A 13,311-nucleotide genomic window follows, 5' to 3' on the forward strand; every position below is an offset into this window, starting at 1 on the left:
TCACTATCGTCGGCAAAATTTGCATAACTCCCTTCTTATGACGAGGTTCGGTCAAAACGGCTGCTGTGTGCCAGGAGCAGACATCTGAGAGACACCCATCAAACTTTAACTGTGCGTATACCATTCTTGATTGCTTAGGCCTTTCAGTATCAGTCTTGGCATTATTTCTTATGTATATTAAATAGATATGATTGATTTTTATCTGTGTAAGGGATAAAAATCGCTGATGCCATATGAAACATTTTAATAATGACAGAATCTAATGCACTTCGTAATGACCTTTATTTAGGGATGATATATAACGTGCTTCGAAAATAATTAACATTTTTATAACGTTATTAAGGTCAGGCAAATGAAGCAAGTTGGCATTGTAGGTTGGCGAGGAATGGTAGGGTCTGTTTTGCTCCAGCGCATGGTCGAAGAGAACGACTTTGACGATATTTCTGCGCATTTTTACAGCACGTCCAGTGCGGGTACCACCGGTCCGGTCATTGGTGACGTGAGCTATATACTCAAAGATGCTAATTCCATTAGTGCCCTGGCCGAAATGGACATCATCATAACCTGCCAGGGTGGGGACTATACTAAAGTGGTTTATCCTGCATTGATTGCCCATGGCTGGAAGGGCTACTGGATTGATGCGGCCTCAGCGCTGCGGATGGATGAAAGAGCCTGCATTATTCTCGATCCCGTGAATCGCCCCCATATCGATCGTGCCGTCAATGAGGGAATTAAGCTGTTTATTGGTGGCAACTGTTCGATCACTCTGAGTCTGATGGGGCTAGCCGGGCTGATAAAAGCAGATCTCATTGAATGGATGAGCGTGATGACCTATCAGTCCGCATCGGGTGCCGGTGCTCAGTATGTACGGGAATTGATCACGCAAAGCGCGTATATCAGCAGCCATTTGTCCGCCGATGAACTGGCATCTTCAGGTTCAGTACTTCCGTTAGTCAATAAAGTCAGTGAATTGATTAAAAGCGCTGACATGCCGATTCAGAACTTCGGTGCGCCTTTAATGGGTAGCATCATTCCATGGATTGATAGTGATTTAGGCGATGGCAACAGCCGTGAAGAATGGAAAGGTGAGGCAGAAACGAACAAAATCCTGGGCCTTGCTCCCGGTACGATCCCGGTAAATGGTTTGTGCATACGGGTCGGTGTGATCCGCTGCCACAGTGCTGCAATCACCCTGAAGCTCAAGCGTGAAGTCAGCGAAACAGAATTTGCGGAGTTAGTGGCGCATTCCCATCCCTGGGTTAATTATGTGCCCAATAATAAGGTGGAGAGTGTCAATAAATTGACTCCTGCCTCTATCAGCGGTTCGCTTAAAGTAGGAATTGGCCGTTATAAGAAAATGTCGCTAAACAATGACCCTATCTATTCGGTTTTAACGGTAGGCGATCAGCTATTGTGGGGCGCGGCCGAACCTTTGAGACGCATGTTGAATATTCTGCTCGGTAGAGTTTGATTCATTTTATTCAGACCAAAGCACCTGCTCGGTAGGTGCTTTGGTTTTGTGGCGACACATCCTATTCTACGTCGCCGCAGATGTGATGGACATAAATGGCTCACTTCATCGTCCGCTCTTCGCTCGTAGCGGACCTTCAGTGCCACCGCCTTCGTCTGCTGTGTGCTAGGAGCGGACATTGTGTGCGTATGAAAAAAGGGTATTGCCTGTGGCAATACCCTCCGTATCGGGAAAAATAAATCAGCTTTGACAGAACCGGAGCCGATTTCCAAAAGGATCGTAAACTTCCAGAACATCTCCCCAGTCTTGCTTCACGATTTCCGGGCGACCATAGCCATATTTTTTTCCGTGAAGCTGGTCTCTGAACAACTCAATATTCTGCACAGGTATAAATATCGTTGCTCCCGGACTGGCGTCACCGTGGTGTTCAGAAAGGTGCAACTGCAAACCCTCGCGTTCAATGCCCAGATACAAAGGTAAGCCGGGCTCGAACCGATGTTCAAATTCAACACAGAATGAAAGAAAATCGAGATAGAACTCTCGCGCTTTGCGCTCATCGAACATTCGTAAAATGGGTATAGTCTTGATGAAATGTATTTGAGGCTGAGGAACCTGTGGGGTTAACGCAGCCGATGCAGTGTTCCAGTCCCTGTAGCCTAATTGGTGTGAAACAGTTTCGAGTGCGGCGGAATAAGAAATTTTATGATCACGCATTTCTAGAGAGTTTTTTAACTTCGCAGCCATTTGCTTGGCTTGCTCTACTGATAACATAATTTCTCCTGTCGTCAGGAAACAATGGTGCCCGCATTACCAAATCCCGACCGTCAAGAGTGGTTAAATCATTGAGGTTAAGGACAAACATGCTTTCACCATTTCCATACAGGAAGCGAGCGGCAGGCAGCACGGGCCTAAAATGAGAATATACAGGCCAGGCAAATCGCACAAGTGTTCAGGTTTGAATAGGTACACCCTCAGCGAACTCGATTTTGCAGCTACCAGCGTCAAACACAATTAGCCCAGCGTCTGATTTTCGCTCACAGCGGACCTTCACTTCAGTTACCTGGTCCGCTTCGTGCCAGGAGCGGACCTTTCTAAGGTTCATAGAAAAAACAAGCGGAGTGTTCACCTGTTGATTTTACATCCTGGCTTTATTTATGGATTATGGAATTCTACATGTTCTGAAAAGGATTTATCCATGAGTGTCCTCTTTCCACCCAAGCTGGCTCCAGGAGATGTTATTGGTATAACAGCTCCATCTTCTGGCGTACCTGAACATCTGCATCCCAGATTGGAACTCGCCATAAAAAACCTAAAGAAAAGAGGTTACCAAGTCCGCGAAGGGAGCTGCTTACGCTCGCAGCACAAAAATAAAAGCGCCACTAAATTTTCTCGCGTTGAAGAATTAATGTCTTATCTTACTGACCCAGATATAAAAGCTGTTATGCCACCTTGGGGCGGTGATCTGGCGATGGAATTGCTTGATTTGATTGATTTTGATCTTTTATCCCGGTCTAAACCAAAATGGTTTGTGGGCTTTTCAGATCTTAGTACACTTCAATTCCCACTGACTACGATTTCGGGCTGGGCTACTTTGCATGGGCCAAACCTGATGGATCTTGGCGCTCAAAAGTTAGATGCCACCACTCAGGCTGTATGGGAAATTCTGGAATCGAATCGGGGAACTGTAATCAAACAGTACTCTTCAAAAGCATTTCAAACTGATGAAAATCAATGGGGAACAGCGTCATACGAAGGTTTCAATCTGACCCAAAAAACACAGTGGAAACGCCTTGATAGTTTTACATCTCCTCTCACATTTAGCGGGAAACTGATCGGCGGCTGCCTCGAAATAATATCCAGGTTAGCAGGTACGCCATTCGGGAATGTACCCTTGTTCAAGGCGAACAATAGCCCTCAAGGAATAATCCTCTATTTTGAAAATGTGGAAATGGCTCCCTGTGAATTAACACGCGCATTATTTAGCTTACGATTACAGGGTTGGTTTGATAACTTAAATGGTGTTCTTATAGGCAGAAGTGCTGCACCCGACGTAAGCGACCCGACTAAACATAATTATCTGGATGCCCTTAAATCCGCTTTTGAGAATGTTGCCGTGCCCGTACTTTATGATGTTGATATTGGTCACATGCCTCCTCAAATATCCCTAGTAAATGGAGCCGATGCGACGGTATTTTTCGCTGAAAATGGTAGCTGGGTAACTCAGCAATTGTAGATAAGGCAGTATTAATAACAAAGGCGGCCCTTGCTGTTCTTTTGCACTTAAGGTCCGATCCTCGCTCACAGCGGACCTCGCGCTGCTTCGGCGGTCCGCTTCTTCAGGCAGAACGAATGCTTCGAATAACAAAGAGTAATATTGAGAAACTGCCCAAAACGTCCTTTTTTATCCAGCGGTATCGGGCATGATTTTTCTCCACCAGTCAGGTTTCATATCCTGAAAAGAGTGGGAGAGGGGCGAAAAAATGACGGCTTCATTGTGGTCAAAAACACCGCTGAGTAAAGCCGTCACCGGAGCGTCATCAATCGCACCTAATGAACTGCCACACCTGACGCAGAATGCTCTGGATGAGGTTTTAGATGAGCGATATAAAGAAGGTGTGCCTCCTTCACCCGTCCATTCAACATCCGCCGAGTGGAATTCAAGCCATACTGCGGTCTGACAACCTGAATGCTTCTGGCAAATATCACAGGAGCAGGAATGAGTGGAAACTGGGTTAATCGCTGTGAATCTGATAAACCCGCACAAACATCCGCCTGACAGTTTCAAATCCATATCAGTTGATACCTTATCAACGCTCAGAGAATGACAAAGATAGCATCGTCCGTTTTTTGCTCAAAGCATCTCCAGAACCTTACACATTATCCCCACCGTATCCGGTGCAGATCATCAAAACGCATTTTACGTAACCAACTCACCCAAATCAGTAGTTAACAGTGAATTCCATTGACGAGTGAAGGCGACGGGGTTATCACTATTATGATATCTATCAAAAGGTTAGGCCTGAGAGGTTAAACGTGATTACGTTCCGCGCAATGACGGAAGATGAATATCCCGCTTATCTTGAATATTTTGTTCAGGATTATGCCAATGAAATCGAATCAAACTATCGCGTATCGCAACCGGATTCTCTGGCAAGAGCGAAACAGGAATTAACGGCATTGCTTCCCGAGGGTGTAAATACCGCAGGCCAAATGCTGTTGTGTATTATCGCGCAGTCGGCCCATGTCGGTTATCTCTGGTACAAAACTGATCCGGTTATGCGTACGGCTTTTATCTACGATTTCCATATTCTCACTGCCTGCCAGGGAATGGGATTGGGTAAACAGTCGCTGGCTGCTTTTGAAGCGTATTTACGGATTGAGAGTATTAAAGAGATCAAATTGCGTGTGGCAGGGGACAATGCTCGCGCTCAGCATATTTATGAAGCCAGCGGATTTGGGGTGACGGGTATCAACATGAGTAAATCTATTACTGACTGAGGGACTAAGAATAACCTGATCCGCACATCTATTTGGCGGTGTTTATGCTGCGGGATTTATAGAGGCCGGGTACGCGTCAACGCCACCCGGCCTGGAACATCAGGCCACTTCGTTCGGACAGTCTTCGCCGTTTTCCAGCTGTTTCAGATTACCCAGCGTGGTTTCTGAAATGCTGATCAGCGCTTCGGCGGTCAGGAACGCCTGGTGCCCGGTAAACAGCACGTTGTGGCAGGCGGAGAGGCGGCGGAACACGTCGTCCTGGATGACATCGTTAGACTTGTCTTCGAAGAACAGATCGCGTTCGTTCTCATACACATCCATCCCCAGCGCGCCAATTTTCTGCGTTTTGAGGGCTTCGATCGCCGCCTGAGAGTCAATCAGACCGCCACGGCTGGTGTTGATAATCATCACCCCGTCTTTCATCTGGTCAAACGCGCTCTGATTGAGCAGGTGATAGTTCTCGGGGGTCAGCGGACAGTGCAGAGAGATCACGTCCGACTGAGAGAGCAGCGTCGGCAGATCGACATACTCCACGCCCAGCTCCAGCGCGGCAGCACTTGGATACGGATCGAACGCCAGCAGACGCATCCCGAAACCTTTCAGAATACGCAGCGTCGCCACGCCGATTTTACCGGTGCCGATGACGCCTGCGGTTTTACCGTACATGGTAAAGCCCGTCAGACCTTCGAGAGAGAAGTTGGCATCACGGGTGCGCTGATAAGCACGGTGAATACGTCGGTTCAGAGACATCATCATACCGATGGCATGTTCAGCCACAGCTTCCGGGGAGTAGGCCGGCACACGCACCACTTTTAACCCCAGCTCTTTCGCCGCATCCAGATCGACGTTGTTAAAGCCCGCGCAGCGCAGCGCGATGAACTTCACGCCGTGCTTTTTCAGCTCTTCCAGCACCGGGCGGCTGCCATCGTCGTTGACGAAAATACACACCGCTTCGCATCCGTTCGCCGTTTTGGCGGTTTTTTCAGTCAGCAGAAAGTCAAAAAATTCGAGTTCGAATCCGTAAGTCTCGTTAACATGTTGCAGATACTTTTTATCGTACTGTTTTGTGCTATATACCGCGAGTTTCATAAGACTTTCTCCAGTGATTTTACCATCACGTTAGCATGATTAAAATAATCTTACAATTTATAAAATATTATTGAATTCAATAAGTTCTATGAATAATTCTAGAGCAACTATCCTTAAAAATAGCGTTGACTTCAACTGACTGGCTAAACATGCCACAATGACGGGCACTGTCGGCTTATTTTTTCGCTAAATCAGGATATTAACTGCCCATGAGGGGTAAATACAAAGCCGCAATTGCGCTATTGCTGTTGTTCATTCTTCTGCCGCTGACGCTGCTGATGACGCTCGCCCAGTGGGTGCCAACCCTTGCCGGGATCTGGCTCCCCGTCGGGACGCGCATTGCTTTCGAGAAAAGCCCGCGTCTGACCCGCAATCAAATTATTATCCCCGATCTTCGCTATCTGGTAGAGGACTGCGAAATCGCTCGCGTGGAAAACGCCACGCTGTCGCACCCCAGCCGCTGGAAACTGGACATCGGCGTACTCGATCTTAATACCGCCTGCCTGAGCAAACTGCCGCAGGCGGAACAGGCTAACACCGCGCCCAAAACCCTTGCTGAATGGCAGTCGATGCTGCCGAACACCTGGCTGACCATCGATCGCCTAACGCTCTCTCCGTGGCAGCAGTGGCAGGGCAAACTCGACATCTCTTTAACCCCCTCCATTCAGGACGTGACCTATCAGGGCGAACAGGTCAAGGTGCGCGGCAAGCTTCGCGGGCAAAACCTGACCATCAGCGAGTTTGAAGTCCATCTGCCGGATTACCCGCAGCCGATCAGGCTGGCGGGGGAGTTTACCCTGCCGCTGGTGCCGGACGGCGTGCCGGTGAAAGGCCATGCGGAGGCCACTCTGACGGTGCCGCCGCTGTCATCACCGGTAGACGCGGATCTCGACTGGGAAGAGAACCGTGGTCAGCTGGTGCTGACCGCCCGCGATAACCCCGATCCGCTGCTGGATTTGCCGTGGCAGCTTACCGCCGAACAGCTGATAGTCAGCGACGGACGCTGGCACTGGGATCTGGAGGGGCTACCTCTGAGCGGGCGCGTGGGCGTGAAAGTTGACAACTGGCAGCAGGGGCTGGAAAACGCCACCTTTAGCGGTCGTCTGAACGTGCTGACTCAGGGCGATGCCGGGAAAGGTAACGCCGTGCTGAGCCTCGGACCGGGCAAGCTGAGCATGGAAAACAGTGCCATGCCGCTGCAGGTGGCGGGCGAAGCCAAGCAGGGCGACCTGATTCTGTACGCGATTCTGCCAGCCCAACTGACGGGCAGCCTCGCCGATCCGCAGCTCGTCTTTGAGCCGGGCGCGCTGCTGCGTTCGCGCGGTCGGCTTATCGACTCACTCAATATCGACGAAATTCGCTGGCCGCTGGCGGGCGTTAAACTCTCGCAAAAAGGAGTGGATGGCCGTCTGCAGGCGATTCTGAAAGCCCATGAAAACGACATGGGCGATTTCGTGCTGCATCTCGACGGACAAGCCAATGACTTCCTGCCGGACAGCGGCCTGTGGCAGTGGCGCTACTGGGGCGATGGGCACTTCACGCCGATGAATGCCCGCTGGGATGTGGCCGGGAAGGGCGAGTGGCGCGACAGTGCCATCGAACTGACGGCGCTCTCGACCGGTTTCGATAAACTACAATACGGCACCATGCTGGTGAGCAAGCCGCGTCTGGTGCTGGATCAACCGGTGCGCTGGATGCGTGGCGAAAACAATCCGCACTTTAGCGGCGCGCTCTCCCTGGATGCGGAGCAAACGTCGTTCTCCGGCGGCAGCGTGTTACCGCCGTCGACCCTCAAGTTCAGCGTCGACGGCACCGATCCAACGTTCTTCCAGTTTAAAGGCGATCTGCACGCCGGGGCGATTGGCCCGGTCCAGTTGAACGGTCGCTGGGACGGGGAGCGTCTGCGCGGGCAGGCCTGGTGGCCAAAACAGTCCCTGATGGTCTTCCAGCCGCTGGTGCCGCCCGACTGGAAAATGAATCTGCGCGACGGCGAACTGTACGCTCAGGTGGCGTTTTCGGCGGCCGCCGGGCAAGGATTCGAAGCGGGTGGTCATGGCGTGGTGAAAAGCGGCAGCGTCTGGATGCCCGACAACCAGATCAACGGCGTCGATTTTGTACTGCCGTTCCGCTTCAGCGAAGGCACCTGGTCTCTGGGCACGCGCGGCCCGGTCACGCTGCGCATCGCCGAAGTGATAAACCAGGTCACCGCACGCAATATTACCGCCGATTTGCAGGGCGATTATCCGTGGAGTGAATCCCACCCACTGCTGCTGACCAACGTCAGCACCGACGTGTTGGGCGGAAAAATCACCCTGCAGCAGCTGCGGATGCCGCAGCACGATCCGGCGCTGCTGCGGGTGCAGAATATCTCCTCCAGCGAACTTATCAGTGCCGTCAATCCGAAACAGTTTACCCTGTCCGGCCCGGTGAGCGGGGCGCTGCCGTTCTGGCTGGAGAACGAGAAATGGATCATCAAAGACGGCTGGCTGACTAACCCCGGCCCGATGACGCTGCGTCTGGATAAAGACACGGCAGACGCCATCGTCAAAGACAACATGGCGGCGGGCGTGGCGATTAACTGGCTTCGCTATATGGAAATTTCTCGCTCGTGGACGAAAATCAATGTAGATAATCTGGGTGTGTTGACCATGCAGGCGGCGATCAGCGGCACCAGCCGCGTCGACGGTAAAAGCAACACCGTGAACCTCAATTACACTCACGAAGAGAATCTTTTTACCCTGTGGCGCAGCCTGCGCTATGGGGATAATTTACAGGCATGGCTTGAGCAACACGCGGCGTTACCGGATGCCCGCTGTCAGGCAGGCAAGGAATGTGAGGAACAACAATGAAAAAGCTGACAGGCGCGCTCGGCGTGGTCATGGTCGCAATGCTATCAGGCTGTACGCCCCGAATCGAAGTGGCGGCACCGAAAGAGCCGATCACCATCAATATGAACGTCAAAATCGAACATGAAATCCATATCAAAGTGGATAAAGACGTCGAAACCCTGCTGAAATCACGCAGCGATCTGTTCTGAGGATGCCATGAAACGACTTCTTGCAATCGGTCTGCTGGCGCTGGGCATGAGCGCTCAGGCGCAGGCGATCACCTTAAACGAAGCGCGCGCGCAGGGGCTGGTGGGCGAGACGCTCAGCGGCTACATCGCGCCGCTGCGTCAGGATAAACAAACGCTGGCGCTGGTGAACGAGATCAACGCGGCGCGTACCGAAAGCTACCAAAAACTGGCGGACAGCAACAATATTCCGGTGGATGAAGTGGCGAAAATGGCCGGGCAAAAGCTGGTGGCCCGCGCGCAGCCGGGCGAATACGTGAAGGGTATCAACGGAAAGTGGCTGAGGAAGTGATCAGCGGTAGCGCTTGCGATACTCGCCAGGCGACACGCCAAAGCGCTGCTTGAAGGCCGTAGAAAAATGGCTATGGTCGGCAAAGCCCCAGCTATAGCCAATGCCCGCCAGTTTTTCATCATCGCCTGTGGCGCGTAGCACCTGCGCGCACAGGTCCAGCCGCCGGTTTTTGATGTACTGCGCCACCACCAGCCCTTTATCGGCAAACATGCGATACAGGCTGCGTACCGACATCCCGCTCTCGGTGGCAATCCACTCCGGTCGCAGCGCTTCCGACTGAATATTGGAATCGATAAGCGACAGCACATTCTGGAACTGACGCTCTTTACGCGGCGGCGCCGATTCGCGCTGCTGAAACGCCGGGCGCAACAGACACACCATCGCTTCCAGCGCCGCTTCGCTCTCCATATCGCTCAGCTGCGCATTATCCATACTTTCCTGCAACAGCCGATAGCTCAGCTGCACGGTGGGCAGCGTGCGCGACAGCTTATGGGCGCAGCTCACCTCATGGAAACGGCACTGCTGTTCCAGAATCTGGCGCGGCAGTAACAGGGAAATCTGGCGCGATTTGTCGTGCCAGTAGATCGAGCAGGGGCGTGAGGCGTCAATCAGCGTAATGTCGCCCGCGTCGATCACAATCTGCTTATCATCCTGCTCCAGCGTAGCCTGACCTTCGAGCTGAAACACGGTGTAAAACCAGGCGTCGTTGCTGGTTTTGATCTCCTGACGGGTGCGAAACAGGTTAACGCCTGCGGCGGTGACGGTGCTGAGCTTCAGGCTTCTGGCATAGCTGGTTTCCAGTTCACCGATGAACTGGCCCGGCAACGGGCGGGCGGCAAAGCTGCCACACACCTGGTTAATTTGCGCCAGCCACTGCTGATATTTTTCCTGCTCACTTGCACACGCCATCTTTCTTCTCGCTGCACTGTCAATGTTTTTGCATTGTTGCATTTGTGTTGCATTTTGTCAGAGGTCAGGGCTGACTATAGGAAAGAACACTCGCTGATAACAGTGTTATAAGCCGGAATTATCATGATTTGCGGGGGCTGTCACAGGTGGCAAAACGAATGTCACAGAGATAAAAGCGCGTTTTGCAAACCCATCTTAGACTGCGATGACACCCTGCGAATAATAATGAAGGAGCACCCTATGTCTGAGTCACAGACCGCCGTCCTGCAAAGCGTGCAACAGTTTTTAGACCGTCATCATGGCCTGTGGATCGAGGGTCGCCCGTCTGCCTCTGAAAGTGAAAAGCGTCTGAACATATTCAATCCGGCGACGGGTGAAGTGATTGCCTCGACGGCAGATGCGAGTGTGGACGATGTGGATCGCGCGGTGATGTCCGGCTGGCGCGCCTTTGTCTCACGCAGCTGGGCCGGGAAACTGCCTGCCGAGCGCGAGCGCATTTTGCTGCGTTTTGCCGATCTGGTGGAGCAGCATACGGAAGAGCTGGCGCAGCTCGAAACCCTGGAGCAGGGCAAATCGATTAACATCTCCCGCGCGTTTGAAGTGGGCTGCACCCTGAACTGGATGCGCTACACCGCCGGGCTGACCACCAAAATTGCGGGCAAAACGCTCGATCTCTCCATTCCGCTGCCGCAAGGGGCGCGCTATCAGGCGTGGACCCGCAAAGAGCCGGTCGGCGTGGTGGCCGGAATTGTCCCCTGGAACTTCCCGCTGATGATTGGCATGTGGAAGGTGATGCCTGCGCTGGCCGCAGGCTGCTCTATCGTGATCAAACCGTCGGAAACCACGCCACTGACACTGCTGCGCGTGGCCGAACTGGCAAGCGAGGCGGGCGTTCCCGATGGCGTATTTAACGTTGTCACTGGCAGCGGTGCCGTGTGCGGTGCGGCATTAACCTCGCATCCCCACATCGCCAAAGTGAGTTTTACTGGCTCAACGGCCACCGGCAAACAGATCGCACGCACCGCCGCCGATACCTTAACGGGTGTGACCCTGGAGCTGGGCGGCAAAAACCCGGCCATCGTGCTGAAAGATGCCGACCCGGCGTGGGTGGTGGAAGGACTCATGACCGGCAGCTTCCTCAATCAAGGGCAGGTGTGCGCCGCCAGTTCGCGCATTTACATTGAAGCACCGCTGTTTGATACCCTGGTGAGCCACTTTGAGCAGGCGGTGAAATCCCTGAGCGTCGGGCCAGGCATGTCGCCCACGGCACACATCAACCCGCTGGTCTCCCGTGCCCATTGCGACAAAGTGCAAACCTTCCTCAACGAGGCGCAGCTCAGCCATGCCGAGCTGATTACCGGCAACAGCGGCCCGGATAAACAGGGCTATTACGTTGCGCCAACGCTGGTGGTAAACCCCGATGCCAGCCTGCGCCTGACCCGCGAAGAGGTGTTTGGCCCGGTGGTAAATCTGGTGCGAGTGGCCGATGGGGAAGAGGCACTCCAGCTGGCGAACGACACGGAGTATGGCCTGACGGCCAGCGTCTGGACGCAAAATATCAGCAAAGCGCTGGAGTACACGGACCGTTTACAGGCGGGAACCGTGTGGGTGAACAGCCATACGCTGATCGACGCCAACCTGCCGTTTGGCGGCATGAAACAGTCCGGCACAGGCCGCGATTTTGGTCCTGACTGGCTGGATGGCTGGTGTGAAACGAAGTCGGTGTGTGTGCGGTATTAATTGCCCTTGTCGGGTGGCGGCAACGCTGCCCGACAAATCATCACTGCGACCAACGATTTCGCCCGCCTTCTTTCGCCCGATAGAGCGCCGCATCCGCCTGCGCGACAACGCCGTCTGCGGTCAACCCCGCCGACATTCCGGCGATCCCCATGCTTGCCGTCACATACTCGCTCACCTTCGACGCCTTATGCGCGATCGCGGCCTCGCGCAAATTATCCTGAATACGTTTCGCAACCTTATCGGCCATTTCCGGTGGGCAATCGAAGAGGATCAGCAAAAACTCCTCGCCACCATAGCGTGACACCAGATCGTCCGGCGAGCGAACCGACGCTTTCAGCGCCTGCGCCACCCGCACCAGACACTCATCGCCCGCCTGATGACCGTACGCATCGTTGTAAAGTTTGAAATAGTCGACATCCAGCATAATCAGCGTGAATGATTTTCCCTGGCTGACCGCGCGCTCCAGCACGTTTCCATCTCTCGTCGGTTGGCCGTTTCCGTTAGCGGGTCCTGATGCGCCAGCGCGTCGAGTCGGGCAATCAGCAGCTGGTTTTGTTGATTGCGCTGCCAGGCTTCGTCGAACCAGCGCAGCAGGATAAAACGCCCGCAGATCAGGATCAGCGTGAACACCGTCCACATCGCCGCGAAGCGAACAGGCAGGCCATGATTAAGCACGACACTTGCGAGCGGCAGCGTCAACCACAGCGGCAGCACGCAGGCGAGCAATCCCACTGGATAGAAATAGAGCGCGGTAACGGCGGCCAGCAGCAGAATGGTACACAGGGGCCAGGCGTGAGGAAGCTGCCAGTCAACGATAAACCAGTAACAGCAGAGCGCCCACAGCAAGCCGGAGGTAAAGAGCACCAGGCTAATCCCGGCGATATGCCGCCAGCTCCTCACCACCAGCGCCGCCGACAGGGCAATGACCCCGAGCATTGCGGCATCCACCAGTAACCCGATTTGCTGCCCTGAAATATGCGCAGGATCGAAACTGGGCACTAGCGTGTTACGTAGCAGAATCATCAGCGCAAAGCTGACGTGCACAAACGCCAGCCACGGCATATTGATTGTCAGACCGCGATAAACCATCGCCTGGCGAGTTGGCCACGAGGTTAACTCGGGCTGCGGGGTGTGCCTCTTATCTGTCATTTACGCGTCATCGTTGAGAAAGGGCAGGAATAGACAAAGCGTGGCACTTTCCGGCGAGAATTCAATGGTATCCCGTTAAAATCTGGCCGG

Annotated in this window: 11 protein-coding genes and 1 pseudogene; 7 read left to right on the plus strand and 5 right to left on the minus strand. The window is 53.3% G+C overall.

Annotation, left to right across the window (positions count from 1 at the left end):
* The first annotated feature begins 352 nt into the window (after positions 1 to 352).
* A complete protein-coding gene (asd, locus tag ACB496_RS09860) occupies positions 353 to 1,471 on the plus strand; it encodes an aspartate-semialdehyde dehydrogenase (protein WP_371975075.1) in 1,119 nt (372 codons plus the stop codon).
* A gap of 240 nt (positions 1,472 to 1,711) precedes the next feature.
* On the opposite strand, the gene ACB496_RS09865 is transcribed toward asd, so the two are convergent.
* The gene (locus tag ACB496_RS09865) at positions 1,712 to 2,242 is read right to left on the minus strand and encodes a glyoxalase superfamily protein (RefSeq protein WP_371975076.1); all 531 of its coding nucleotides are present in this window, start codon (positions 2,240 to 2,242) and stop codon (positions 1,712 to 1,714) included.
* Positions 2,243 to 2,666: 424 nt separating this feature from the next.
* Between ACB496_RS09865 and ACB496_RS09870 the strand changes: the two genes are divergently transcribed.
* Positions 2,667 to 3,704 (plus strand): S66 peptidase family protein, encoded by a 1,038-nt coding sequence (locus ACB496_RS09870; RefSeq protein ID WP_371975077.1) that lies wholly within the window; start codon positions 2,667 to 2,669, stop codon positions 3,702 to 3,704.
* Positions 3,705 to 3,872: 168 nt separating this feature from the next.
* Here ACB496_RS09870 and ACB496_RS09875 read toward each other — a convergent pair whose 3' ends face one another.
* Positions 3,873 to 4,262 carry a GFA family protein gene (locus ACB496_RS09875; protein ID WP_371975078.1) on the minus strand — a complete coding sequence of 130 codons (390 nt, stop codon included), beginning with the start codon at positions 4,260 to 4,262 and terminating at the stop codon, positions 3,873 to 3,875.
* Positions 4,263 to 4,504: 242 nt separating this feature from the next.
* Between ACB496_RS09875 and ACB496_RS09880 the strand changes: the two genes are divergently transcribed.
* Positions 4,505 to 4,969 carry a GNAT family N-acetyltransferase gene (locus ACB496_RS09880; RefSeq protein ID WP_371975079.1) on the plus strand — a complete coding sequence of 155 codons (465 nt, stop codon included), beginning with the start codon at positions 4,505 to 4,507 and terminating at the stop codon, positions 4,967 to 4,969.
* Between the two features lie 99 nt (positions 4,970 to 5,068).
* On the opposite strand, the gene ACB496_RS09885 is transcribed toward ACB496_RS09880, so the two are convergent.
* Positions 5,069 to 6,058 carry a 2-hydroxyacid dehydrogenase gene (locus tag ACB496_RS09885; protein ID WP_100780247.1) on the minus strand — a complete coding sequence of 330 codons (990 nt, stop codon included), beginning with the start codon at positions 6,056 to 6,058 and terminating at the stop codon, positions 5,069 to 5,071.
* Between the two features lie 209 nt (positions 6,059 to 6,267).
* On the opposite strand from ACB496_RS09885, the gene ACB496_RS09890 reads away from it, so the two are divergent.
* From ACB496_RS09890 to ACB496_RS09900, 3 genes are read left to right on the plus strand one after another with little or no spacing between them, the layout of a single operon-like run.
* Entirely contained in the window at positions 6,268 to 8,907 is a 2,640-nt protein-coding gene (locus ACB496_RS09890; RefSeq protein WP_371975080.1) for a YdbH family protein, read from the plus strand.
* Positions 8,904 to 9,095 (plus strand): YnbE family lipoprotein, encoded by a 192-nt coding sequence (locus ACB496_RS09895; protein WP_100780245.1) that lies wholly within the window; start codon positions 8,904 to 8,906, stop codon positions 9,093 to 9,095. The genes ACB496_RS09890 and ACB496_RS09895 overlap by 4 nt, the downstream gene beginning before the upstream one ends.
* Positions 9,096 to 9,102: 7 nt before the next feature.
* A complete protein-coding gene (locus ACB496_RS09900; RefSeq protein ID WP_371975081.1) occupies positions 9,103 to 9,423 on the plus strand; it encodes a YdbL family protein in 321 nt (106 codons plus the stop codon).
* Here ACB496_RS09900 and feaR read toward each other — a convergent pair whose 3' ends face one another.
* Positions 9,424 to 10,332 carry a transcriptional regulator FeaR gene (feaR, locus tag ACB496_RS09905; RefSeq protein WP_371975082.1) on the minus strand — a complete coding sequence of 303 codons (909 nt, stop codon included), beginning with the start codon at positions 10,330 to 10,332 and terminating at the stop codon, positions 9,424 to 9,426. It abuts the gene before it with no gap.
* Between the two features lie 240 nt (positions 10,333 to 10,572).
* On the opposite strand from feaR, the gene ACB496_RS09910 reads away from it, so the two are divergent.
* Positions 10,573 to 12,072, plus strand: a complete 1,500-nt coding sequence (locus ACB496_RS09910; protein ID WP_371975083.1) for an aldehyde dehydrogenase family protein — start codon at positions 10,573 to 10,575, stop codon at positions 12,070 to 12,072.
* Between the two features lie 40 nt (positions 12,073 to 12,112).
* Here the strand turns inward: ACB496_RS09910 and ACB496_RS09915 are convergent.
* Positions 12,113 to 13,221: pseudogene (locus tag ACB496_RS09915) on the minus strand (membrane-associated sensor domain-containing protein).
* Positions 13,222 to 13,311 lie beyond the last annotated feature (90 nt).

The sequence above is a fragment of the Lelliottia nimipressuralis genome (genome assembly GCF_041464075.1).
Lineage (GTDB): Bacteria > Pseudomonadota > Gammaproteobacteria > Enterobacterales > Enterobacteriaceae > Enterobacter > Enterobacter nimipressuralis.

What these genes read in the sequence shown, in the direction of transcription:
- asd (WP_371975075.1), top strand. Translation starts at nt 353, where the DNA reads ATGAAGCAAGTTGGCATTGTAGGTTGGCGAGGAATGGTAGGGTCTGTT.
- ACB496_RS09865 (WP_371975076.1), bottom strand. Translation starts at nt 2,242, where the DNA reads ATGTTATCAGTAGAGCAAGCCAAGCAAATGGCTGCGAAGTTAAAAAAC.
- ACB496_RS09870 (WP_371975077.1), top strand. Translation starts at nt 2,667, where the DNA reads ATGAGTGTCCTCTTTCCACCCAAGCTGGCTCCAGGAGATGTTATTGGT.
- ACB496_RS09875 (WP_371975078.1), bottom strand. Translation starts at nt 4,262, where the DNA reads ATGGATTTGAAACTGTCAGGCGGATGTTTGTGCGGGTTTATCAGATTC.
- ACB496_RS09885 (WP_100780247.1), bottom strand. Translation starts at nt 6,058, where the DNA reads ATGAAACTCGCGGTATATAGCACAAAACAGTACGATAAAAAGTATCTG.
- ACB496_RS09890 (WP_371975080.1), top strand. Translation starts at nt 6,268, where the DNA reads ATGAGGGGTAAATACAAAGCCGCAATTGCGCTATTGCTGTTGTTCATT.
- ACB496_RS09895 (WP_100780245.1), top strand. Translation starts at nt 8,904, where the DNA reads ATGAAAAAGCTGACAGGCGCGCTCGGCGTGGTCATGGTCGCAATGCTA.
- ACB496_RS09900 (WP_371975081.1), top strand. Translation starts at nt 9,103, where the DNA reads ATGAAACGACTTCTTGCAATCGGTCTGCTGGCGCTGGGCATGAGCGCT.
- feaR (WP_371975082.1), bottom strand. Translation starts at nt 10,332, where the DNA reads ATGGCGTGTGCAAGTGAGCAGGAAAAATATCAGCAGTGGCTGGCGCAA.
- ACB496_RS09910 (WP_371975083.1), top strand. Translation starts at nt 10,573, where the DNA reads ATGTCTGAGTCACAGACCGCCGTCCTGCAAAGCGTGCAACAGTTTTTA.